The organism is Streptosporangium sp. NPDC023963 (assembly GCF_040639135.1).
Classification (GTDB): Bacteria; Actinomycetota; Actinomycetes; order Streptosporangiales; family Streptosporangiaceae; genus Streptosporangium.
Window position 1 is genome coordinate 68,706 of the sequence record NZ_JBEZZK010000007.1, and the last position, 20,691, is coordinate 89,396.

Here is a 20,691-nt window from a genome sequence, read left to right on the forward strand (position 1 = left end):
GGGCTCGGGCAGATGCCGCAAGCCCATGACGTCCGGGCGACGGGCGATCGCGTCGAGGCGCTGATCGCCGACCTCGGCGCGCTGAGCGACGCCGTGACGCGCGCCAAGGCCGAGGATCTCGTACGGGCCCTCGTCGAGCTGTACGGCGCCGGTCTGGAACGCGTCGTCGAGATCGTCACCGAGGCCGGGGCCGCCGAGGTGCTGGGCCGCATGGTCGGCGACCCGCTCGTGGCCGGGCTGCTGGTCCTGCACGACCTGCACCCGCTGAGCACGGCCGAACGCGTCCGCGACGCGCTGGACACCGTACGCCCCTACCTGGGGTCGCACGAGGGCGGCGTGGAGCTGCTCGGCGTGGACGAGGACGGGATCGTGCGGCTCCGCCTGGAGGGAACCTGTCACGGCTGCCCGTCCTCGCGGCTCACCGTGACCGACGCCATCGAACGGGCCATCGCCCGGGCGGCGCCCGAGGTGTCGCGGGTGGAGGTCGAGGGGGTGAGCGGCGACCGGCCGGGAGTGCTCCAGATCCAGCGCCGCCCGCCCGGCCCGTGCCCGGTACCCGAGCGGACGCCGGTCTCCGAACCTGAACCTGAACCAGAACCGGCGTCGGCGTCGGCGTCGAGGCGGGGGCCGGAGGCCGTCCCCGAGCCGGTGCCGGTACCGGTCTCGGAGCCGGCGCCGTGACGGCCACCGGGCTGCGCAGGTTCCGCGAGCCGCCTCGGACGGGCCGGTCCGGCGGGCCGCCGATGACGCTCTGCGAGCTGTGCGCGGCGCCCGCGGGCGAGGACCACGGCCATGTCGTGAACGTCGAGAGGCGGGGCCTCATGTGCGCCTGCCGGGCTTGCCACCTGCTGTTCACCCGCGACACGACCGGCCGGGCACGCTACCGGGCCGTCCCGCGACGCTACCTGCACGCCCCGCGGTTCCTGCTGGGCGCGGCCGACTGGGACGAGATGCAGATCCCGGTCCGCACGGCCTTCTTCTTCCGCAACTCCGCGATGGACCGGACCGTGGCGTTCTACCCGAGCCCGGCCGGGGCCACCGAGTCGCTACTGCCGCTGGAGACGTGGGAGCGCGTCCTGGCGGCCAACCCGGCGATGGCCGACGTCCAGCCCGACGTGGAGGCGCTCCTGGTGGACCGCCGCCCCGACGGCGGCTTCGCCTGCCACCTGGTGCCGATCGACGCCTGCTACGAGCTGGTCGGCCTGGTGCGGCTGCACTGGAAGGGCTTCGACGGCGGCCAGGAGGCGCGGGAGGCCATCGAGGGTTTCCTCTCCGGCCTGCGCGAGCGCAGCCGCACCGTACCGCCCGCCCCCGGTGGTGACGGCGGTAACAGCGGTGACGGCGGTGACGGCGGTGACGGCGGTGGATGAGCTCACGTTCGACTGCGTGGACGTGCGGGCGGAGGCGTACGCGGCCTTCCCGACGCTGGTCTTCCGGCTGCGCGTCACCGACCCCTCCCCCGGCGGGGTGCACACCATCGCGCTGCGCTGCCAGATCCGGGTCGAGCCCCATCTGCGGCGCTACGGCGACACCGAGGCGGAACTGCTCGGTGACCTGTTCGGGGACCCGGCCCGATGGGGCGACACGCTGAGACCCCTGCGGTTCGCCGATGTCTCCGTCATGGTCCCGGCGTTCACCGGAAGCACCGAGATCGACGTACCGGTGCCGTGCGGTTACGACCTGGAGGTGTCGGCGGGCAGGTATTTCGCCGCCCTGGACGACGGCGAGATCCCGATGGTCCTGCTCTTCAGCGGCACGGTGTTCGCCAGGGCGCGGGACGGCTTCTCGGTGAGCCAGGTGCCGTGGCACCGCGAGGCCCGCTGCCGGCCGCCGGTGGCAGTGTGGCGGGAGCTGATGGACCGCTACTTCCCGAACTCGGGCTGGCTGCGGCTCCACCGCGACACGCTGCGGGAACTCAGCAGGTTCAAGTCCGGGCGCGCCCTGGCGACCTGGGACGAGACCCTGGAACTACTGCTCAAGGAGACGCGGCGATGAGCGTTCCGATGGACATCGCGCGCCGGGTGGCGGACGCGGTGCTGTACGAGGGCTACCTTCTCTACCCCTACCGCGCCTCGGCGACCAAGAACCAGGTGCGCTGGCAGTTCGGGGTGCTCGTCCCGCCGGGGTTCACCGCGACCGCCGAGCATCCGGCCAGCGTGACCGAATGCCTGCTCGAAGGGGCCGCGTACGCCGTGGCGCACCTGAACCTGCGCTTCCTGCACGTCAGGACGCGCGGCGTCGAGCGCGCCGAGGACGACGGCTACTGGCCGGTCCAGCAGCTGCGGAACGGCCACCGGACCTATCTCACCTTCGACGAGGCGACCGAGCGGGAGGCGGAGGTGACCCTCCCCATCGCCGGCCTGCTCGACGCCCCCGAGCGGGTGATCGAGGTGCGCATTCCCGGAGACCGCGTGGTCGAGCCGATCGTGGCGCCGTCCGGAGAGGTGATAGGGCGTCTCGTCTCCGAGCACCTGCCGCTGCACGCCGCGCTCAGAATCTCCGCCGAGCTGGTGCCCGGACCGTACGACCTGGTCAAGCTGCGCGCCCGGGTGGAGAACACCGACGACTGGCAGCCGCTGGGCGCGCCGCGCGAGCAGGCGCTGCGGCACTCGCTGGTCTCGGCGCACCTGCTCATCGCGGTGACCGCCGGGGCCTTCGTCTCGCTGCTCGACCCACCGGAATGGGCGCGGCCCGCCGTGGAGACCTGCCGCAACGAGCACACCTGGCCGGTACTCGTGGGCGAGCCCGGCCACCGGGACGTCGTGCTCTCCTCGCCGATCATCCTCTACGACCACCCGGACATCGCGCCGGAGAGCCCCGGCCCCCTGTTCGACTCCACGGAGATCGACGAGATGCTCCACCTGCGCACGCTCACCCTCACCGACGAGGAGACCCTGGAGGCCAGGGAGACCGATCCCCGGGTGACCGAGCTCATCGACATGGTCGGCAACATGCCGCCCGAACTGCTGGAACGGCTCCACGGCGCGATCCGCTCGGTGGAGGCGGCCACCGACCGCACTGACCGCACCGACCGGCAGCCCCCCGCGGCCCCGGAGACCGGAGACTCCCCGAGCCACCAGGACGCACCCGTGCCCTGGTGGGATCCGGCGGGTGACGCGGCGGTCTCCCCGGAGACCGGCAGCGTGACGGTCGCCGGGGTGACCGTCTCCAGGGGCAGCAGGGTCAGGCTGGTGCCCGGCCGGCGGCGCGCCGACGCCCACGACATGTTCCTGGCCGGCAGGACCGCCCACGTCGAGGCCGTGCTCCTCGACCTCGACGGCGCCCACCACCTGGCCGTCACCCTCGACGACGACCCGGGTGCCGACCTGCGCCGGTCGCACGGCCGCTTCCTCTACTTCGCCCCCGACGAGGTCGAACCGCTCACGGACGCCTCACCGGCGGGCGGTTCCGCCACCGACGGGGAGGTGGGCGCGTGAGGATCCTGGTGGCCGGGGTGGGAAACGTCTTCCTCGGCGACGACGGCTTCGGGGTCGCGGTGGTCAGGCACCTGGCCGGTGCCGACCTGCCCGGCGGGGTCGAGGTGAGGGACTTCGGCATCCGGGGCATCCACCTGGCGTACGAGCTGACCGGCGGACGGTACGACACCACGATCCTGGTCGACGCGGTCTCCCGCGACGGCCCGCCCGGCACCCTGTACGTCCTCGAACCGTCGGCGGGCGGCGCGCCGGGATCCTTCGTCGACGCGCACTCGATGACACCCGAGAGCGTGCTCTCGCTGGTGGGCACGCTCGGCGGCGGGGCCGGCCGCGTCCTGCTCGTCGGCTGCCAGCCCGCCGACACCTCGCCGGGCATGGAGCTCAGCCCGCCGGTCGCGGACGCCGTCGGCGTGGCGGCGGACCTGGTCACCGAGCTCGCGGGACAACAGATCACGGCGGCCGTCGGCGCCGCGGGTCACGAGGAGGAACGGACATGCTGAAACGCCTGCTTGCCGGGGCTGTGCTGGCGGGGGTCGCCGTACTGGTCTACCAGTCGCTCCCCGACATCAAGCGCTATCTGAGGATGCGGAACATGTAGCGGTCCCGCACCGGAGAGCCGGAAACGCGCGACCCGGCGAACCAGGCGGACCACGGGCCGCGCCGGTACGGAACACGACCCGGTGGGCCCGTAAAGCCGCCGGACCACCCGACAGCCCCGACAGCCCGGACCACCCGGACCGCTCGGACAGCAGGGCCGGGCGGATCGCGTCCGGTCACACACGCCGGAACGACAGGAATTCCAAGCGCGACGAAAGGGAACAACCATGCACGAGTTCGGGATCGCCGAGGCGATCCTCACCGCCGTGGAGAAGCGGGCGGGCGGCAGGCGGGTACGACGGGCGCGAGTCCACGCGGGTGCCCTGCTCCGCGTCACGGAGTCGGGGATCAACCAGGCGTTCTCCTCGATCTCCGAAGGGTCCGTGGCCGAGGACGCCCATGTGGACCTGGTCATCGTCCCGGTGCGGATGACCTGCCGCTCCTGCGGGAGCACGTCCACCTCCGTCGAACCCTTCGCCGTCTGCGCGGGGTGCGGCGACACCGATGTCCACACCGAGGGCGGCGACGGCCTCGTCCTCGAATCCATCCAGATGGCGGAGGCCTCTCATGTGCCTGGGAATTCCCGGCGAGATCGTGGAAATCCTGCCGGACCGTCCTGACCTGGCCATGGTCGACGTCTGCGGCGTCAAGCGCGCGATCAACATCGGCCTGCTCGAGGACCGGAGCGTCATGCCCGGCGACTGGATCCTCATCCACGTCGGGTTCGCGATGTCGAAGATCGACGAGGGGGAGGCCAGGGCCGCGCTCGACTTCCTCGAAAGCATCGGCCAGGCGTACGAGGACGAGATCGCGGCCCTCCGAGAATCCATGATCGAAGAGGGGTGAGGGCTGATGCGCTTCGTCGACGAGTACCGCGACGCCGGCAAGGCCCGGATGCTCGCCACGCGGATCGCCGCGCTGTGCGAGCCCGGCCGTGACTACAAGTTCATGGAAGTGTGCGGCGGGCACACCCACACGATCTACAAGCACGGCCTGGAGGACTACCTGCCCGAGGCCGTCACCCTGGTCCACGGTCCCGGCTGCCCGGTCTGCGTCATTCCCATGGGACGGGTGGACGACGCCATCCACATCGCCGAGCAGCCGGACGTGATCATGACGTCGTTCGGCGACATGATGCGGGTGCCCGGCGGGAACGGCTCGTTCCTCGACGCCAAGGCGCGGGGAGCCGACATCCGGATGGTGTACTCCCCGCTGGACGCCCTGAAGATCGCCAGGAAGAACCCCGGCAGGCGCGTGGTCTTCATGGCCATCGGGTTCGAGACCACCGCGCCCTCGACGGCGATGACGGTCCTGCGCGCCGAGGCCGAGGGGATCGAGAACTTCTCGGTCTTCTGCAACCACGTGACGATCATCCCTGCCATCAAGGCGATCCTGGACTCTCCCGACCTGCGCCTGGACGGGTTCATCGGGCCGGGCCATGTCTCCACCGTGATCGGCTGCCGGCCGTACGGGTTCGTCGCGCGCGCTTACGGCAAGCCCATGGTGGTGGCCGGTTTCGAGCCGCTGGACGTGCTGCACACGGTCTACCGCATCCTCGTACAGCTGTCCGAGGGCCGTTCCGAGGTGGAGAACCAGTACTCCCGGGTGGTCCCGTGGGACGGCAACCCCAGGGCCCTGAGCGTCATCGGCCAGGTGATGGAGCTACGGCCGTACTTCGAATGGCGGGGACTGGGCTTCATCTCGCAGTCGGCGCTCAGGATCGCGGAGCGGTACGCCGCCTTCGACGCCGAACGGATCTTCCGGATTCCGGGCGGGCGGGTGGCCGACCCGAAGGCGTGCCAGTGCGGCGAGGTGCTCAAGGGAGTGCTCAAACCCTGGGAGTGCAAGGTGTTCGGCACCGCGTGCACCCCGGAGACGCCGATCGGCACGTGCATGGTGTCCTCCGAGGGCGCCTGCGCGGCGTACTACGACTTCGGCCGGTTCTCGCGCGAGCGCGTCAAGGAGGCGACCCGGAGGTGAACGGCGAAAAAGACGGCACCGGACGGGGCGGGGAGCACGGCGTGCGGGAGATGGATCCGCCAGGATCACGCGGCGGGGAGCGACAAACACCGGACCTGAGGCGGGAAGCACACGATCGTGCCCGGGTACCGGACCTGGCGGAGGAAGCACACGATCGTGCCCGGGTACCGGACCTGAGGGAAGGTGCACGGGACCGGGAGCAGCAGGTGCTGGACCGGATCGAGCGGGTGCGGCGGCGCGGGGCGCGCGTACGGGAGGACCGCATCACCCTGGCGCACGGCGCGGGCGGCAAGGCCACGCACACCCTGATCGAGGCGGTGTTCCTGGAGTCGTTCCGCAACCCGATGCTGGCGCCTCTGGAGGACGGCGCGGTCGCCGACGGGCTCGCCTTCACCACCGACTCGTTCGTGGTCACGCCGCTGTTCTTCCCGGGCGGCGACATCGGCGACCTCGCGGTCAACGGCACCGTCAACGACCTGGCCATGTGCGGGGCCCGCCCCCGCTACCTCTCGGCCGGATTCATCCTCGAAGAGGGCTTCCCGGTCGCCGACCTGCGGCGCGTCACCGCCTCGATGGCCGAGGCGGCACGGGCGGCGGGTGTGTGGATCGTCACCGGCGACACCAAGGTCGTGGAGCGGGGCAAGGCGGACGGCTGTTACATCACCACCTCCGGCATCGGGACGCTCGACCGGCCCGTCCGGCTGAGCGCCGCCTCCTCACGGCCGGGGGACGCGGTCATCGTGTCGGGGCCGATCGGCGAGCACGGGATCACCGTCATGCTCGCCCGCGGGGAACTCGACATCGAGGCCGAGCTGTGCTCCGACACCGCCGCGCTCAACACCCTCGTCGACGTGCTGCTGGACGCCTGCGGCGGCGGTGCGGACGGCGGCAACGACGGCAACGGCGGCAACGGCACGGTGCGCTGCCTGCGCGACGCGACCCGGGGCGGGGTGGCGACGATCGTCAACGAGATAGCGGAGGCCTCGCGGGTCGCCGTCGTCCTCGACGAGGACGCGGTGCCGGTCCGTCCCGCCGTACGGGGAGCCTGCGAGCTGCTGGGGATCGACCCGCTCTACGTCGCCTGCGAGGGGCGAATGGTCGCGGTGGTGGCCGGGGATTCCGCCGACACGGCGCTGGCCGCCCTCCGCTCCCACCCGCTCGGCGCCGAGGCGGCGATCATCGGGCGGATCAACGACGACCCGCCGGGACTGGTCCTGCTCAGGACCTCCTTCGGCGGCACCCGCATCGTCGACCTGCTGGTCGGCGACCCGCTGCCGAGAATCTGCTGACCACCGAACGAATCCAGAGGTGCTGGACATGAACGACAAACACGAATCCAAGCACAAGCGCCGGAACGGCAAGGGCGAGAAGGCGAAGCACGGCCACTCGCGTGACGTGAGCCATGCGAGCGAGGAGGTCGTGCGGTCGGGCGACCTGGCCTTCGGTCCCCCTCCGGAGGGCAAGGGACCGCCCCGCGTGGTGTCCGGCGCGGAGCGCGAGGGCGTCCCCTCCACCGACACCGAGGCCCGGTCCCCCCTCGGCGTCGGCACCAGCGAGAACCGAGGCGCCGAGAGGATCGCCTCCCGGAGGAAGGAACGGGGCCGCGAGAAGGTCGGCACCGACGAGAGGGGACGCTCCTACGGCGTCTCCCATCCCGAGGACGTCACCGGCGTCAGCCCACGGAAACCCGGCCGGCGCCCGGGGTGACCGGTCGCCGCGCACGCGGAAAAGACCGTTGCCTCGTCGCCGTCGAGCAGGACACCGCCCGATCACCGCACCAGCGCGGAAAGACCGCCGTCTCCTCGCCGTCGAACAGGACACCGCACCAGCGGGGAAAGACCGTCGCCCTGTCGCCGTCGAGCAGGACACACCGCCCGATCACCGCACTAGCGCGGAAAGACGATCGTCTTGTGGCCGTCGAGCAGGACGCGCTGCTGGGTGTGCCAGCGGACGGCACGCGCCAGGGCCTGGCACTCGACGTCGCGGCCGATGGCGGCGAGGTCCTCCGCGGAGTGGGTGTGGTTGACCCGGGCGACCTCCTGCTCGATGATCGGCCCCTCGTCGAGGTCGGCGGTCACGTAGTGCGCGGTCGCGCCGATCAGCTTCACGCCGCGGGAGTGCGCCTGGTGGTAGGGCTTGGCACCCTTGAACGACGGCAGGAACGAGTGGTGGATGTTGATCACGTTGCCCGCGAGCTTCACGCAGAGGTCTTCCGACAGCACCTGCATGTAGCGGGCGAGCACCACCAGATCGGCCCGGTAGTGGTCGACCAGGGTCAGGACCTCCGCCTCCTGTCTGGGCTTGGTCTCGGAGGTGACCGGCAGGTGGTGGTAGTCGATGCCGTACGACTGGGTCAGCGGCCGCAGGTCCGGGTGGTTGGAGACGACCGCGACGATCTCGATGTCGAGCAGGCCCGAGCGCATCCGGTAGAGCAGATCGTTCAGGCAGTGACCGAACTTGCTGACCATCACCAGGACGCGCGGCTTGATGGAGACGTCCCGCAGCTTGAAATCCATGCCGAACTCGGGGGCGAGCGCGGCGAAGGCCTCGCGCAGCTCTCCGTCGGGCAGCGAGGAGGCGAACTGCACCCGCATGAAGAACCGCTCGGACACGACGTCACCGAACTGCTGACTCTCGATGATGTTGCATCCCCGCCCGGCCAGGAGACCGGAGACCGCGGCCACCACCCCGGGACGGTCCGGACAGGACAGCGTCAACACAAACTCGGCCCTGGAAGTCATGCCTTCACCCTTGAGCTTGAGAGGTCGGATCGTACGAGGCTTCCACCTGACGTGGGCAGAGTACAGCGAATCCCGCCGCCACACCCGGCGGTCCGGCAGGTGGCGGGCAGGAGGCGCCGAGGCCGCCGGAAGCGTGAGACCGGCGGACGTGACGGCGGTGGTAGCGTCCCTGGCCTATGGACGACCCTCAGCCGAACGACCGGCCCGCGGCCCGGGTGATCTGTGTGGACGGGGCCGGCCGGGTGCTTCTCATGCACTGGCGCGACCCCGTCGGGGGCCAGACCCTGTGGGAGCCGCCGGGCGGCGGGATCGACCCGGGTGAGACCCCCCTCGACGCCGCGCGGCGCGAGCTCGAGGAGGAGACGGGCCTGCCGGGCGAGGCGGTGCTGGACCGGTGGGTGCCGGTACGCCGGGAGTTCCACTGGATCGGCGTCCACTACGCCAAGACCGAGCGGTTCTATCTGGCCAGGTTCGAGGACACCCCCGAGGTGGGCGCGGGATCGTTCACCGCCGAGGAGAACATCACCTACCTGGGCTCCGGCTGGTTCTCACCGGCGGAGATGGCCGACCTCCCCGGCTTCCTGGAGCCCCCGGACCTGCCGGAGGTCGTCTCCCGGATCATCCGGCTGGGGTGAACCGGGGCCGGCGGAGACGGCCGGGACCGAATGGACAGGGGTGAAAGCCCGCGCGGCCCTCGATCTCGCAGATCGAGGGCCGCGGCCGTCAGAGCCGATTCTTCCGGCCGGGAAGAATCTCATCCCTTGTGGATGGCGCTGGCGACGCCACCGAGCCTGGACACGCCGGTTTTGTGAACAATGATCTTTTTCATCGCACTCACCAGAGAATAGCGGTAGGTACGAAGAACAATTATTCGCGCATCTACGAAATAGGCAACACTTAGCAGTAAAACAACCTAAAATTCAGATCATTGAGTTAAAGAGGACATAGCGGCTACCAGGTCTTTTTCTCCGTAAATCACCACACATCCCCCTCGCTCTTCCCGGCGAATCTCGCGCCATCCGAACTTGCGATAGAGCTCCATCGCCGCGAGCTGATTCAGGGTGGTGTCACCACGAAGGCGTATATAGCCGAGTTCGACGGCCCGCGCCTCCAGTGCGAGGACCATCTGGGCGCCGAAACCGCGACGCTGGAACTCCGGATGGACCCGCATGCGGCACATCTCGGCGGTCTGGTCGTCGACGCGGCGGAGACCGCCCATCGTGACGACGCGCCCGGCGGGCATCTCCCCCACGAGGAACTCACCCCGGTCGGCGAGGTAGATCTCGTGGATCCTCGGGAAGTCGTCCTCGTAGTAGACGCCGTCCCCCGGCGCGAGACCGACCTGGGCCAGGCATATCTGGTGGAGCGCCCAGACGGATTCGAGGTCGGACCAGCGATAACGCCGAAGCGTTGGCTTCAACTGCCACTCCTGTCGGCCACCGGATCCTCCGTCGACGCGCTGCGGCTGCGCAGCGACTCCATGTAGATCTTGAGCTTCGGATGGTCGGGCGCCTTCACCTCGACCTGTTTACCCACCTCGTGAGCGCGCTGCATGAGGATGTCGGGCCGGCAGGCCTCGTCGAGACCCGAGACCGTACGCTGGGCGATCTCCAGCGCCTCGTCCACGTCACCCTCAAGGATCTTGCACTGAGCCCGGTCGAACTTGATGAAGGTCGGATCGAGCCAGTCGGTCGGACCGTACTTGGTGAGCGCCTGTTCCAGGATGAGGTCGGCCTCCATCGCCTGTCCCAGCTTGACCAGCGCGTCTCCCTGGTGGAAGTAGAGCTGGCGCTCGGTGTAGCCGAAGGTCGAGTCGTCCTGGTCCGCGGCGGTCATCTGGGAGAAAGCCGCCCTCGCCCTCGACAGCGCCCGCTTCGCCTGGTCGACCACGTCCTTCTTGCCCGAGCCCGACATCATCGCCAGCGCGCGGGCCTCGACCACCGGGGCCATCGCCTGGGCCGCGCAGGGCGTCTGCCCGGCCAGGTCACGGCTCTTCTTGGCGAGGTTGAGAGCCTCGCGCGGATCGCCGTAGTAGAGCGGGACCAGGGCCTCCCTGGCCGTGACCCACGCCCTCAGCGCCCGGTCACCGGTCTCGTCCGCCGCGGTCCTGCCGGTCCTGAAGAAGGACCTGGCGAGCCTGTGGTCACCGAGATTGACCATGATCATGCCGCTCAGACCGGCGAGCTGCGCCGCCATGCGGCACAACCGTTCCTGCAGGTCGACCGGTTGCCGCCGCTCCATGGCCTTGCGCACCGCGCCGAATTCGAGCATCACGTCGCACAGCAGCCTGAGCGGGGCGGTGTTCATGTACTGGCGGCCGAAGCCGATGGTGGATTCCTCCCACTGATCAAGCATCGCGGGCGAGACGGTGGCCGAGACCAGCGTGTCGTCCATCCTCCTGCGCATGCTCTCCACCGATCCGAGCACCTGTCCGTCCAGCGCGATGCCGCTGCCGGCCAGGAGCTGTAAGAGCGTCCTGCGTAGCACGTTCTCGTCCTCCTCACCCCCGTCCGCGGAATGATCGACGCCGATCGGCTGGATCAGCAGCTCACGCGGACCAGGGGAAGTGTCGGGTCTTCCATCCTGGAGATCACCTCGGACGACACCGGGCATCTTGTGGCCGTGGCCACAGATGCACGGGCCGTCGTACCCGAGGGAGGCGGGTTCGACCCGGTAGGCGGAGCACAGGTAGTGCAGGTATTCGGGACCGGGCCGCTTCAGCCCGCTCTCGTACGCGGACAGGAGCGTCTCACCGATGCCGGGGGCCGACTTGCCGTCGCGTTCGAACAGCGCCCGTATCTGTTCGATGACGTCCGCGAGAGCGACACCATGCGCGAGGCGGTGACCTTTAATCCGAGTGGTCCCGAATTGCGAACTACACTTTTCGTAGATTTCCTCGGCTATCTGCGCCGAGGACTTCCCGGCGGCCAGGCCACGGGCCCTGACCTGCCGCGCCAACTCTGTCTCCCTGTGCTGCCTGCCGGACATACCGGCCCCTCTCTCGTGGCCGGCCGGGCTGGCTGGCACACTGGTCCCGACCGGTCCTCTCTCCCTTGACTCAGTGTGATCTTTCCGTCGCACTGCGCCTACCGAGAATGATGGACCACGTTTGACTCATCCGGAACACACTAATAAAGCCACTGGCTAAGAATCGTCCCCCGAGGGACTGTTTCTTTCAACCTACTTGGCACATCGCCCACCCTGAACTGGGTTTTCCCCGAATTGACCCGTAGGGCCACCGTGAGTCATCTTTGGCGAGCAGCACCGTAAGCGTGATCGAACGAACACGATTCGGTGCCGGCAAGCCGAGACCACGAGGAGGGACGAGGTGGGTGAAGACGATTTCCGGCACCTTGAGCGGCTGGTGACGGAGCTTGACTGCCGCGGGCTGCACGCCCGTGTGGTGCGGACCCACTCGGGCCGTGCGTTCGTGCGTGTGATCAATCCGAAGGCGACCAGCCTCGCGGAGAACGTCACCTGCCGGGCGCAGGCCGCCCCCAGCCATCGGGATTGGTACTACTGGTGGTCCTGGGGCGAACGAATGCACACGGCGGAGGATCCCGCCGGTGCCGCGACCAAGGTCGCACGCGTACTCGCCGCGGTAGGAGAGTGAGGTGAGCGGCACAGCGGGCCTTCACCGCCCGATGTGCCGCGCCTGCCGCGGCTCGACGGAGTCGGCGGGGTGACCGGTGCGGAGCGTCCTCGGACGCTGGGCACCCCGCCGGCTCCGAATCGTCCGGCCGACACGCGCGAACTCCCACCTGCGGAAACTTCGAAAACGCGGCCGGAACGCGGAGGCTCTCGCGAGCCGAAGCCCACGAACTGCTGTAAAGCACAGGCTGCCGCCCGACATCTCGTCCGGGCGGTGACCGGAGGGATCCCTTTCGGGAACGGCACGGGACACGCTTCCGGGTGCGTGTCCCGCCCGGGCCACCCGTCACCGGGGCATCCGGGTCCGCCCCCGCGGCCCTAGACCAGGATGTCCCCGTCTTCCCCGGCGTGATGTGACGGAGGCCGGTTCGATCGGCAATATGGGTGGGTCGCATGACTCATCCGGTCTGCCGGTCGATCCGATCCGAGAGGGATCCACTCCGTGTTCCTGCTTTCCCCCACGCCCGCCCCCACCCCCAGCGTCACCCCGACCTCAGGTCCGGGAGTCGTCGTCGAGAATCTTCTCGACGCGAGCGCGGGCTTAACACGGGGATGCGGGGACGGCGGCGGGGTAGTCTGCGACTTCGTGAAGATGCTCGTGCCCGCGGCCGTCGACTGGGTGGCCCCCGTGATCGCGGGCCTGATCGCCATCACGCTGGTCGTGGTCATCGCGCTGATCCTGCGCAACGTGGCGCACCGGCTGATCGGCCGGGTGGTGCGCAGGGCCTCCACCGAGCGCGCGTCCCTGGCGGGGCGGCTGCGCGGCAGGGAGACGGTCACGCCCGAGGGCCTCGACGCGATCGTGGCCGAGCGGCGCAGGCAGCGGGCCGAGACCATCGGCTCGGTGCTCAGGCACATCGCCTCGATCATCATCCTGGGCACCGCCGTGCTGACCGTCCTCGAACGCCTCTCCGTCCCCATCGCCCCCCTGCTGACCAGCGTCGGCATCCTGGGCGTGGCGATCGGCTTCGGCGCCCAGGAGCTCGTCAAGGACTTCATCGCCGGCATGTTCATGCTCCTGGAGGATCAGTACGGCGTGGGTGACGTGATCGACGCGGGCGCCGCGGTCGGCACCGTGGAGGCGGTCACCCTGCGCATCACCCGCCTGCGCGACGCCGACGGCCGGGTCTGGTACATCCGCAACGGCACGATCACCCGGGTCGGCAACGAGTCGCAGGGATGGTCGCGCGCCACGGTCGACGTGCCGGTGGCCTACGCCTCCGAGATCCCCGTGGTCCGCGATCTGCTCAAGGAGGTCGCCGACGACATGTGGAACGAGCCCGCCTTCCGCGACTCGATCATCGTCGAGGAACCGCAGGTCTGGGGCATCGAGCAGATCTCCGACACCGCCATCATCTTCCGGGTCAGCGCCAAGACCATCCCCTCCCGCCAGGCGGAGGTCGCCCGCGAGCTGCGCCTTCGGATCAAGTCCGCCCTCGACCGAGCCGACATCACGATCGCAGCCTGACGTCAATTAGGCTGGAGACGTGTCCGCTACCCCCGAGGAACCTCAGTCCTTCTACGACGCCGTCGGCGGCGAGGAGACCTTCAGGCGTCTAGTGCACCACTTCTACCAGGGAGTGGCGGCCGACCCGATCCTCCTGCCGCTGTACCCCGAGGACGACCTCGAAGGCGCCGAGGAACGGTTCCGCCTGTTCCTCATCCAATACTGGGGCGGTCCCAACACCTACAGCACGCAGCGCGGCCACCCCCGGTTGCGGATGCGGCACAACCCGTTCGTCATCCGCTCGGTCGAGCGCGACGCCTGGCTCCGGCGCATGCACGACGCGGTGATCTCCCTGGAGCTCCCCGACGATCTGGAAAAGCGTCTCTGGGACTACCTCGTGTACGCGGCGCACAGCATGGTCAACGCCCCCGACGCGTGAACCACCACGCGGTCGGGGTCCCCGGCACGCAGACCACCGCATGATCAGGGTCCCCGCCATCACCACATGGCCGGGGACCCCGGCGCGCGGACCACCACATGATCGGGGTTCACGACACGCGAACCACCGCATGATCGGGGTTCACGACACGCGGACCACCGCATGATCGACGCCCTCCACGCACAAACGCCGCACGGCCGGGGGTCGCGACGCATAAACACCACCGAGCGGGGGCAACCCATGCACATGGAAACCCCCTGGTGGCGTGACGCCGTCGTCTACGAGATCTACGTTCGCAGCTTCGCCGACGCCTCCGGAGACGGCGTCGGCGATCTGCCCGGCATCAGGCAGCGCCTGCCGTACCTCGCCGAACTCGGCGTGGACGCGATCTGGCTGACCCCCTTCTACCGCTCTCCCATGGCCGACGGCGGCTACGACGTGGCCGACTACCGCGACGTCGACCCGCTCTTCGGCACACTCGCCGACTTCGACGAGCTCGTCTCCGAGGCGCACAGGCTCGGATTGCGAGTGATCGTCGACATCGTTCCGAACCACAGCTCCTCCGCCCACGAGTGGTTCCAGGCCGCGCTGCGGGGCGAGGGACGTGACCGCTACGTCTTCCGCGACGGCGGCGACCTGCCGCCCAACAACTGGCAGTCGACCTTCAGCGGCCCGGCCTGGACCAGGACACCCGACGGGCAGTGGTATCTCCACCTCTTCGCCCCGGAGCAGCCCGACTTCAACTGGCGCAACCCCGAGGTGCACTCCGAGTTCCTGGACGTGCTGCGGTTCTGGCTCGACCGGGGGGTGGACGGGTTCAGGATCGACGTGGCGATGGGCCTGTACAAGGCCGACGGGCTGCCGGACACCCCTCCGGAGGGACAGGCGTTCAAGGCCGTGTCGCCGATCTGGGGGCAGCCGGAGGTGCACGAGGTCTACCGCGACTGGCGCAAGGTGCTCGACTCCTACGAGGGCGAGCGGATGGCGATCGGCGAGGTCTGGACCGACTCCGCCGAGGATCTCGCGCTGTACGTCCGCCCCGACGAGCTGCACCAGAGCTTCAACTTCGCCTGGCTGGAGGCGCCCTGGTCGGGGCCCGCGTTCAAGAAGATCATCGATGACACGCTGGCCGCCGTGACCGCTCCCACCTGGGTGCTCTCCAACCACGACGTGGTCCGCCACGTGACCCGCTACGGCAACGGCCTGACCAACTCCACGACGGGCCTCTCCCGGGCCCGGGCGGCCCTGCTCGCCATGCTCGCCCTACCGGGCTCGGCATATCTCTACCAGGGGGAGGAATTAGGCCTCCCCGAGGTGAAGGATCTTCCCCCGGAGGCCCGCCAGGACCCCATCTTCGCCCGCTCCAAGGGAGAGCTGCCCGGCCGTGACGGCTGCCGGGTCCCCCTCCCCTGGTCCGGCGTGGCCCAGCCCTACGGCTTCTCGCCCGAAGGGACACGGCCCTGGCTGCCCCAGCCGGTCGAGTGGGTCGTGCTCTCCGCCGAGCGTCAGGCGAACGATCCGGGCTCGACGCTGAGCTTCTACCAGGAGGCCCTGCGCGCCCGCCGCGAGCTGCGCGGCACGCTGCCCGACGAGATCACCTGGCTGGACGCCCCCGAGGACGCCCTCATCTTCAGCCGAGGCCCCCTGACCTGTGTCATCAACTGCGGTTCCGAGTCGGTGCAGCTGCCGCCGCACGACCGCGTCCTGATCGGCAGCGCCCCGGTGGACGGTCACCTGCTCCTGCCGGACACCGCGGTCTGGCTGTACACCCCCGACGCCTGAGGCTCCCGGTGCGCGGCGGTCCGCCCGTCACGGACGGACCGCCGCGCACCGGACAGACGGAGCGCGCCACGGGTGAGCAGGTGCCATGACCGGACAGACCAGCACACCACGGGCGGGCAGGCGCCACGCACCGGACAGACCAGCACACCACGGGCGGGCCGACGGACGCGCCGTGAGGGTGACGGGCCGCTCCGTGAGGAGGAACGGCAGGCGCTCCAAGGGCGGATGTCGCATGCCTCCGACCCTCACCCCGCTCCCTGTCCCCCGCCCTCAGGCCTGAGGTCTCAGGCCCCGGTGAACCGGTCCAGGTAGGCGAGCTCATCCTGGTTCAACCGTCGGGGGGAGGCCCTCTCCACGTCGTAGGCCACGAGCACCGAGCGGGCCTTGACGAAGATCTCCTCATCGTCGCGGATCTCGTACGCGAGGGTGAACCGCACCGGCCGGACCTCCGTCACCCACGACTCCACCCGGACCGGATCCGGGCGGAAGGTGAGGGGACGCAGATAGTCGACCTCGTGCCGGGCGATCACGAGCCCCTTGAACGGCTCGTTGCCCTCGCGGTGGGGGTCGACATGGAACAGCGCCAGCCGCGCGTCCTCCAGATAGTCGAGAAACCGCACGTTGTTGACGTGTCCCAGCGAGTCGATGTCGGCGAACCTGACGGACCTGGGAAACACATGCCGATGACCACGGCCGACGCCGTCCGCGATTCTCTGTCCGAACACACCAGAACCGTAGCGAGCCCCCGGTGCCCGCCGTACGGCGGGGCATCGGGGGCTCGTCGGAAGCGTGGCCTGTCACGACCGGACCACACCGGACCCGGGCCACACCCGTCGCGGGCGGGCCCCTGTCAGGTGTGGTGCCCCGGACCGGAGACCAGAGTGGTCTCCGGGAGCGGGATCAGTCGCGGGTGAGCTTGCGATAGGTGACGCGGTGCGGCCGGGCCGCGTCGGCACCCAGGCGCTCGATCTTGTTCTTCTCGTAGTCGGCGTAGTTGCCCTCGAACCAGAACCAGTTCGAGCCCTCTTCCCAGGCGAGGATGTGGGTCGCGATGCGGTCGAGGAACCACCGGTCGTGCGAGGTGATGACCGCGCAGCCGGGGAACTCCAGCAACGCGTTCTCCAGGCTGGAGAGCGTCTCGGTGTCGAGGTCGTTGGTGGGCTCGTCGAGCAGCAGCACGTTGCCGCCCTGCTTGAGGGTGAGCGCCAGGTTGAGCCGGTTGCGCTCTCCGCCGGACAGGATGCCCGCCTTCTTCTGCTGGTCCGGGCCCTTGAACCCGAACGCGGCGATGTAGGCACGGGACGGCATCTCGACCTGGCCGACCTTGATGTAGTCGAGCCCGTCGGAGACGACCTCCCAGACGTTCTTCTTCGGGTCGATCCCTCCCCGGCTCTGGTCGGCGTAGGAGAGCTTGATGGTGTCACCGAGGACGATCTCGCCGCCGTCGGGCGTCTCGCTGCCGGTGATCATGCGGAACAGGGTCGTCTTTCCGACGCCGTTCGGGCCGATGATGCCGACGATGCCGTTGCGCGGCAGGTCGAAGGAGAGGCCGTCCATCAGGACGCGGTCCTCGAAGCCCTTGGTGAGCTTCTCGGCCCGGATGACCGTGGTGCCCAGACGCGGGCCCGGCGGGATCTGGATCTCCTCGAAGTCGAGCTTGCGGTGCTTGTCGGCCTCGGCGGCCATCTCCTCGTAACGCTCCAGACGCGCCCGGCTCTTGGTCTGGCGGGCCCTGGCGTTGGAGCGGACCCACACCAGCTCCTCTTCCAGGCGCTTCTTGCGCTTGGCGTCCTTCTGGCCCTCGAGCTTGAGCCGCGCCGCCTTGGCCTCCAGGTAGGTGGAGTAGTTGCCCTCGTAGGGGTGGCAGCGGCCGCGGTCGAGCTCCAGGATCCAGTTGGCCACGTTGTCCAGGAAGTAGCGGTCGTGGGTGACGGCCAGGACGGTGCCCGGGTATTTCTCCAGGTGCGACTCGAGCCACTGGACACTCTCGGCGTCGAGGTGGTTGGTGGGCTCGTCGAGCAGCAGCAGATCGGGCTGCTCCAGGAGCAGCTTGCAGAGGGCGACCCGGCGGCGCTCGCCACCGGAGAGCTGGGTGACCTCGGCGTCCGGCGGGGGGCAGCGAAGGGCGTCCATCGCCTGCTCCAGCTGGCTGTCGAGATCCCAGCCGTTGCGGTGGTCGAGGGCGTCCTGGAGCTTGCCCATCTCGTCGAGGAGCTCGTCGCTGTAGTCGGTGGCCATCAGCTCGGCGATCTCGTTGAAGCGGTCGAGCATCGCCTTGGTCTCGGCGACACCCTCTTCGACGTTGCCGAGGACGGTCTTGGATTCGTTGAGGGGGGGCTCCTGCTGAAGCATGCCGACGGTGAAGCCGGGCATGAGCCGGGCGTCGCCGTTGGACGGCTGCTCCAGGCCCGCCATCATCTTCAGCAGCGTCGACTTTCCGGTGCCGTTGGGGCCCAGGACACCGATCTTGGCGCCCGGCAGGAACGACAGCGTCACGTCGTCAAGGACGACCTTGTCACCGTGCGCCTTGCGCACGCGCTGCAGTGTGTAGATGTACTCCGGCATGCCTTTAGTTTAGGGCCTGGGGAGTTCAGCTAGGGGCGGCCTCGGATAGCGTCCGGGAGTTCAGCCGGGAGTGGCATCGGATCCTGGCCGGCGGGCCGGGGGCACGACGGTGGCGGGCAGGCAGATCTGGTCGCGGCCGAGCTCCTTCGCCCGGTAAAGAGCGAGGTCGGCGGCGGCGAGCAGCTCGATCAGGTCGTCTCCGTGCACACTCATGATCGCGACACCGACCGAGATGGTCACGGTGATCATGTTCTCGTCGGCGGGAACCGCCATCCGTCCCACCCGGGAGCGCAACCGCTCGGCGACCCTGCGGGCCTCGGTCACGTCGGCCCTGGGCAGCAGGACGACGAACTCCTCACCGCCGAACCGGCCCACCACGTCGTAGTCGCGCAGCTGGCTGCGTATGGTGTCGGCCACCCCGACGAGCACCTGATCGCCGATCAGGTGGCCGTAGGTGTCGTTGACCCTCTTGAAATGGTCGATGTCGACGATCAGCAACGCGAGCGTCTCCCCCGTGCGACGCGCCCTGACGATCTCGGTGTCGGCCTCCCGCTGCCAGGCCGCGGCGTTCAGCAGGCCTGTCTTCAGATCGGTGCGGGCCGCCGCCTGGAGCTGGGCGTGCAGCAGGCTGCGCTGCAGCAGCACCACCGGTGGCAGCGCCAGGACCAGCAGGGCCAGGTTGAGCCCGCAGGTGATGGAGACGAGGACGCCGAGACAGAGCTCGACGACGTCGAGGAGCAGGTTCTCCCGGTTCCACAGGACCTCCCGCCAGCGGCTGTCGGGGTCGGCGGTGTGCGCGGCGACGGCGATCAGCGCGGTGTTGATCACCGTGAACAGGACCGCGCAGCCGATGGCCACCAGGATCGGCCCTTCCTCACCTCTGGTCAGCGCGTTCAGGTCGCCGACCGCGGCGTGGAAGAGCAGGGAGGCCGTGCATCCGGCCAGGCCGATCGCCGCGGAGCTGACGACCCGCCGGTAGACCACCGTCGCGCGCACCCGCCTCTGTAACAGGAACTGGAGAGGGATGGGCGCCAGGAGCGCGTAGAGGGGCGGGAGGAGCAGCGCGGCGGGCAGCCACCAGGCGGAAAGCAGATCACGGTAGACCCCCGCGGGCATGCCGAGTCTCCGGGTCGCCTCGATGCACACGGCTCCGCACGCCATCAGCGCGGTGAAGGTCAGCACATCGGACCAGCGGAAAACACCGGATATCGAGAAGAACACGATCGCGGCGAGATCCAGCACCACCAGCCCGCAGAGGTAGCCGACCAGCGGGCGACGCTGCCCCAGCAGGGGCCACCGATCGACCAAGGGTGTCATGCCGTCGCGCGGTTTGACCGAGGTGTGACTGGGAGCCGCCATGTCGTCCCCCTCTCCGACTAACGATGTGTAACACAATAGTTGCGGAGTGTGCGACGCGCGATGGTAACCGCTACCTTTGGCAGAGTGAGTCAGCCCACCGGTTGACCCACGACTTGGAAACCGCTCGCTCGCGAGCGGGCCGTGTGGGAAAGGAGCAAGCCATGCTGCGGGGCGTGACCTGGACCTAACAGGTGTCTCGGCATCTGACACGGGCAAGACCATCGGCCGGTTATCTCGGCGTCACCGCGCTGTCGCGGCGAGACACCGACCGCGTCCGGCCGATGCCCCCTCACTCCGCCCGCACCAGGACCCCTCTCCGCGAGGCCCCTACTCCGTCAGACGCTGAGGCCCCTGTTCCCCCAGACGCTGAAGGCCCTGCTCCCTCAGACACTCTTCCCGGGCAAAAACCCCGTCCCCGCCCTCCCTGTCCCTCCTCCCCGGTTCTCCCGCCTCTCCCTGTTCCTCTCCTCCGCCCCGCCTCCCTCCGGTACCGCATCGTCCCCCTCCGGTACTGCCCCGCCTCCTTCCTGTATTTCCGGCCCTTTTGGTCCTTCCCGCTCTCCTCCGATTCGCGGTCATCCGCCCCCGCCCAGCTCCCGCCCGAACCGGCATCAGCCCCTCCCCGAACCAGCATCGCCCCTGCCCGAACCGGGGCTCAGCCCTCCGGACGGGCCCGCGCTCACCCTCTGGTCC

21 protein-coding genes are annotated in these 20,691 nt (G+C 69.4%); 15 read left to right on the top strand and 6 right to left on the bottom strand.

Going from position 1 to position 20,691, the window contains the following annotated elements; all coding sequences use genetic code 11:
• Window positions 1–12 precede the first annotated feature (12 nt).
• The 10 genes from AB0F88_RS22155 to AB0F88_RS22200 all read left to right on the top strand — a co-directional run bounded on the left by AB0F88_RS22155 (window position 13) and on the right by AB0F88_RS22200 (window position 7,721).
• Window positions 13–681: a NifU family protein gene (locus AB0F88_RS22155; protein ID WP_362686937.1), complete on the top strand. Its 669-nt coding sequence runs from the start codon at window positions 13–15 to the stop codon at window positions 679–681.
• Entirely contained in the window at window positions 678–1,370 is a 693-nt protein-coding gene (locus AB0F88_RS22160; protein ID WP_362686940.1) for a DUF5947 family protein, read from the top strand. Before AB0F88_RS22155 ends, AB0F88_RS22160 begins: the two co-directional genes overlap by 4 nt.
• A complete protein-coding gene (locus tag AB0F88_RS22165) occupies window positions 1,363–1,995 on the top strand; it encodes a DUF6084 family protein (protein ID WP_362686943.1) in 633 nt (210 codons plus the stop codon). The genes AB0F88_RS22160 and AB0F88_RS22165 overlap by 8 nt, the downstream gene beginning before the upstream one ends.
• Complete coding sequence (locus AB0F88_RS22170; RefSeq protein WP_362686946.1) at window positions 1,992–3,437, top strand: hypothetical protein; 1,446 nt, start codon at window positions 1,992–1,994, stop codon at window positions 3,435–3,437. The genes AB0F88_RS22165 and AB0F88_RS22170 overlap by 4 nt, the downstream gene beginning before the upstream one ends.
• Window positions 3,434–3,937: a hydrogenase maturation protease gene (locus AB0F88_RS22175; RefSeq protein WP_362686949.1), complete on the top strand. Its 504-nt coding sequence runs from the start codon at window positions 3,434–3,436 to the stop codon at window positions 3,935–3,937. The genes AB0F88_RS22170 and AB0F88_RS22175 overlap by 4 nt, the downstream gene beginning before the upstream one ends.
• A 324-nt stretch (window positions 3,938–4,261) precedes the next feature.
• The gene (locus tag AB0F88_RS22180) at window positions 4,262–4,654 is read left to right on the top strand and encodes a hydrogenase maturation nickel metallochaperone HypA (RefSeq protein ID WP_362686952.1); all 393 of its coding nucleotides are present in this window, start codon (window positions 4,262–4,264) and stop codon (window positions 4,652–4,654) included.
• Complete coding sequence (locus tag AB0F88_RS22185) at window positions 4,629–4,880, top strand: HypC/HybG/HupF family hydrogenase formation chaperone (RefSeq protein WP_362686955.1); 252 nt, start codon at window positions 4,629–4,631, stop codon at window positions 4,878–4,880. The genes AB0F88_RS22180 and AB0F88_RS22185 overlap by 26 nt, the downstream gene beginning before the upstream one ends.
• A 6-nt stretch (window positions 4,881–4,886) precedes the next feature.
• On the top strand, window positions 4,887–6,014 hold the full coding sequence (hypD, locus tag AB0F88_RS22190; protein WP_362686958.1) for a hydrogenase formation protein HypD: 1,128 nt from the start codon (window positions 4,887–4,889) through the stop codon (window positions 6,012–6,014).
• A gap of 206 nt (window positions 6,015–6,220) precedes the next feature.
• On the top strand, window positions 6,221–7,303 hold the full coding sequence (hypE, locus tag AB0F88_RS22195; RefSeq protein WP_362686961.1) for a hydrogenase expression/formation protein HypE: 1,083 nt from the start codon (window positions 6,221–6,223) through the stop codon (window positions 7,301–7,303).
• Window positions 7,304–7,331: 28 nt separating this feature from the next.
• Window positions 7,332–7,721 (top strand): hypothetical protein, encoded by a 390-nt coding sequence (locus AB0F88_RS22200; protein WP_362686964.1) that lies wholly within the window; start codon window positions 7,332–7,334, stop codon window positions 7,719–7,721.
• A 179-nt stretch (window positions 7,722–7,900) separates the two neighbouring features.
• On the opposite strand, the gene purU is transcribed toward AB0F88_RS22200, so the two are convergent.
• The gene (gene purU, locus AB0F88_RS22205) at window positions 7,901–8,755 is read right to left on the bottom strand and encodes a formyltetrahydrofolate deformylase (RefSeq protein ID WP_362686967.1); all 855 of its coding nucleotides are present in this window, start codon (window positions 8,753–8,755) and stop codon (window positions 7,901–7,903) included.
• A 176-nt stretch (window positions 8,756–8,931) separates the two neighbouring features.
• On the opposite strand from purU, the gene AB0F88_RS22210 reads away from it, so the two are divergent.
• The gene (locus AB0F88_RS22210) at window positions 8,932–9,390 is read left to right on the top strand and encodes an NUDIX domain-containing protein (RefSeq protein WP_362686970.1); all 459 of its coding nucleotides are present in this window, start codon (window positions 8,932–8,934) and stop codon (window positions 9,388–9,390) included.
• A 290-nt stretch (window positions 9,391–9,680) separates the two neighbouring features.
• On the opposite strand, the gene AB0F88_RS22215 is transcribed toward AB0F88_RS22210, so the two are convergent.
• Both AB0F88_RS22215 and AB0F88_RS22220 read right to left on the bottom strand, forming a co-directional pair.
• Complete coding sequence (locus AB0F88_RS22215; protein ID WP_362686973.1) at window positions 9,681–10,175, bottom strand: GNAT family N-acetyltransferase; 495 nt, start codon at window positions 10,173–10,175, stop codon at window positions 9,681–9,683.
• Window positions 10,172–11,713 carry an XRE family transcriptional regulator gene (locus AB0F88_RS22220; RefSeq protein WP_362686976.1) on the bottom strand — a complete coding sequence of 514 codons (1,542 nt, stop codon included), beginning with the start codon at window positions 11,711–11,713 and terminating at the stop codon, window positions 10,172–10,174. The genes AB0F88_RS22215 and AB0F88_RS22220 overlap by 4 nt, the downstream gene beginning before the upstream one ends.
• A gap of 370 nt (window positions 11,714–12,083) precedes the next feature.
• Between AB0F88_RS22220 and AB0F88_RS22225 the strand changes: the two genes are divergently transcribed.
• From AB0F88_RS22225 to AB0F88_RS22240, 4 genes are all read left to right on the top strand, one after another.
• A complete protein-coding gene (locus AB0F88_RS22225; protein ID WP_362686979.1) occupies window positions 12,084–12,368 on the top strand; it encodes a hypothetical protein in 285 nt (94 codons plus the stop codon).
• Window positions 12,369–12,998: 630 nt separating this feature from the next.
• Window positions 12,999–13,874 (top strand): mechanosensitive ion channel family protein, encoded by an 876-nt coding sequence (locus AB0F88_RS22230; RefSeq protein WP_362687811.1) that lies wholly within the window; start codon window positions 12,999–13,001, stop codon window positions 13,872–13,874.
• Window positions 13,875–13,893: 19 nt separating this feature from the next.
• Window positions 13,894–14,292, top strand: coding sequence for a globin (locus AB0F88_RS22235; RefSeq protein WP_362686982.1), 399 nt, complete (start codon window positions 13,894–13,896; stop codon window positions 14,290–14,292).
• Between the two features lie 246 nt (window positions 14,293–14,538).
• Window positions 14,539–16,074 carry a glycoside hydrolase family 13 protein gene (locus tag AB0F88_RS22240; RefSeq protein ID WP_362686985.1) on the top strand — a complete coding sequence of 512 codons (1,536 nt, stop codon included), beginning with the start codon at window positions 14,539–14,541 and terminating at the stop codon, window positions 16,072–16,074.
• A 284-nt stretch (window positions 16,075–16,358) separates the two neighbouring features.
• Here AB0F88_RS22240 and AB0F88_RS22245 read toward each other — a convergent pair whose 3' ends face one another.
• From AB0F88_RS22245 to AB0F88_RS22255, 3 genes are all read right to left on the bottom strand, one after another.
• Window positions 16,359–16,751: a thioesterase family protein gene (locus tag AB0F88_RS22245; protein WP_362686988.1), complete on the bottom strand. Its 393-nt coding sequence runs from the start codon at window positions 16,749–16,751 to the stop codon at window positions 16,359–16,361.
• A gap of 223 nt (window positions 16,752–16,974) precedes the next feature.
• Window positions 16,975–18,639, bottom strand: a complete 1,665-nt coding sequence (gene ettA, locus AB0F88_RS22250) for an energy-dependent translational throttle protein EttA (RefSeq protein ID WP_362686991.1) — start codon at window positions 18,637–18,639, stop codon at window positions 16,975–16,977.
• Between the two features lie 60 nt (window positions 18,640–18,699).
• Window positions 18,700–19,998 (bottom strand): GGDEF domain-containing protein, encoded by a 1,299-nt coding sequence (locus tag AB0F88_RS22255; RefSeq protein WP_362686994.1) that lies wholly within the window; start codon window positions 19,996–19,998, stop codon window positions 18,700–18,702.
• Window positions 19,999–20,691: the final 693 nt, after the last annotated feature.

Bases quoted from the DNA above. Each gene is read 5' to 3' on its own strand.
- AB0F88_RS22180 (WP_362686952.1), top strand. From the start codon at position 4,262: ATGCACGAGTTCGGGATCGCCGAGGCGATCCTCACCGCCGTGGAGAAG.
- AB0F88_RS22255 (WP_362686994.1), bottom strand. From the start codon at position 19,998: ATGGCGGCTCCCAGTCACACCTCGGTCAAACCGCGCGACGGCATGACA.
- AB0F88_RS22170 (WP_362686946.1), top strand. From the start codon at position 1,992: ATGAGCGTTCCGATGGACATCGCGCGCCGGGTGGCGGACGCGGTGCTG.
- ettA (WP_362686991.1), bottom strand. From the start codon at position 18,639: ATGCCGGAGTACATCTACACACTGCAGCGCGTGCGCAAGGCGCACGGT.
- hypD (WP_362686958.1), top strand. From the start codon at position 4,887: ATGCGCTTCGTCGACGAGTACCGCGACGCCGGCAAGGCCCGGATGCTC.
- AB0F88_RS22200 (WP_362686964.1), top strand. From the start codon at position 7,332: ATGAACGACAAACACGAATCCAAGCACAAGCGCCGGAACGGCAAGGGC.
- purU (WP_362686967.1), bottom strand. From the start codon at position 8,755: ATGACTTCCAGGGCCGAGTTTGTGTTGACGCTGTCCTGTCCGGACCGT.
- AB0F88_RS22240 (WP_362686985.1), top strand. From the start codon at position 14,539: ATGGAAACCCCCTGGTGGCGTGACGCCGTCGTCTACGAGATCTACGTT.
- AB0F88_RS22155 (WP_362686937.1), top strand. From the start codon at position 13: ATGCCGCAAGCCCATGACGTCCGGGCGACGGGCGATCGCGTCGAGGCG.
- AB0F88_RS22210 (WP_362686970.1), top strand. From the start codon at position 8,932: ATGGACGACCCTCAGCCGAACGACCGGCCCGCGGCCCGGGTGATCTGT.
- AB0F88_RS22230 (WP_362687811.1), top strand. From the start codon at position 12,999: ATGCTCGTGCCCGCGGCCGTCGACTGGGTGGCCCCCGTGATCGCGGGC.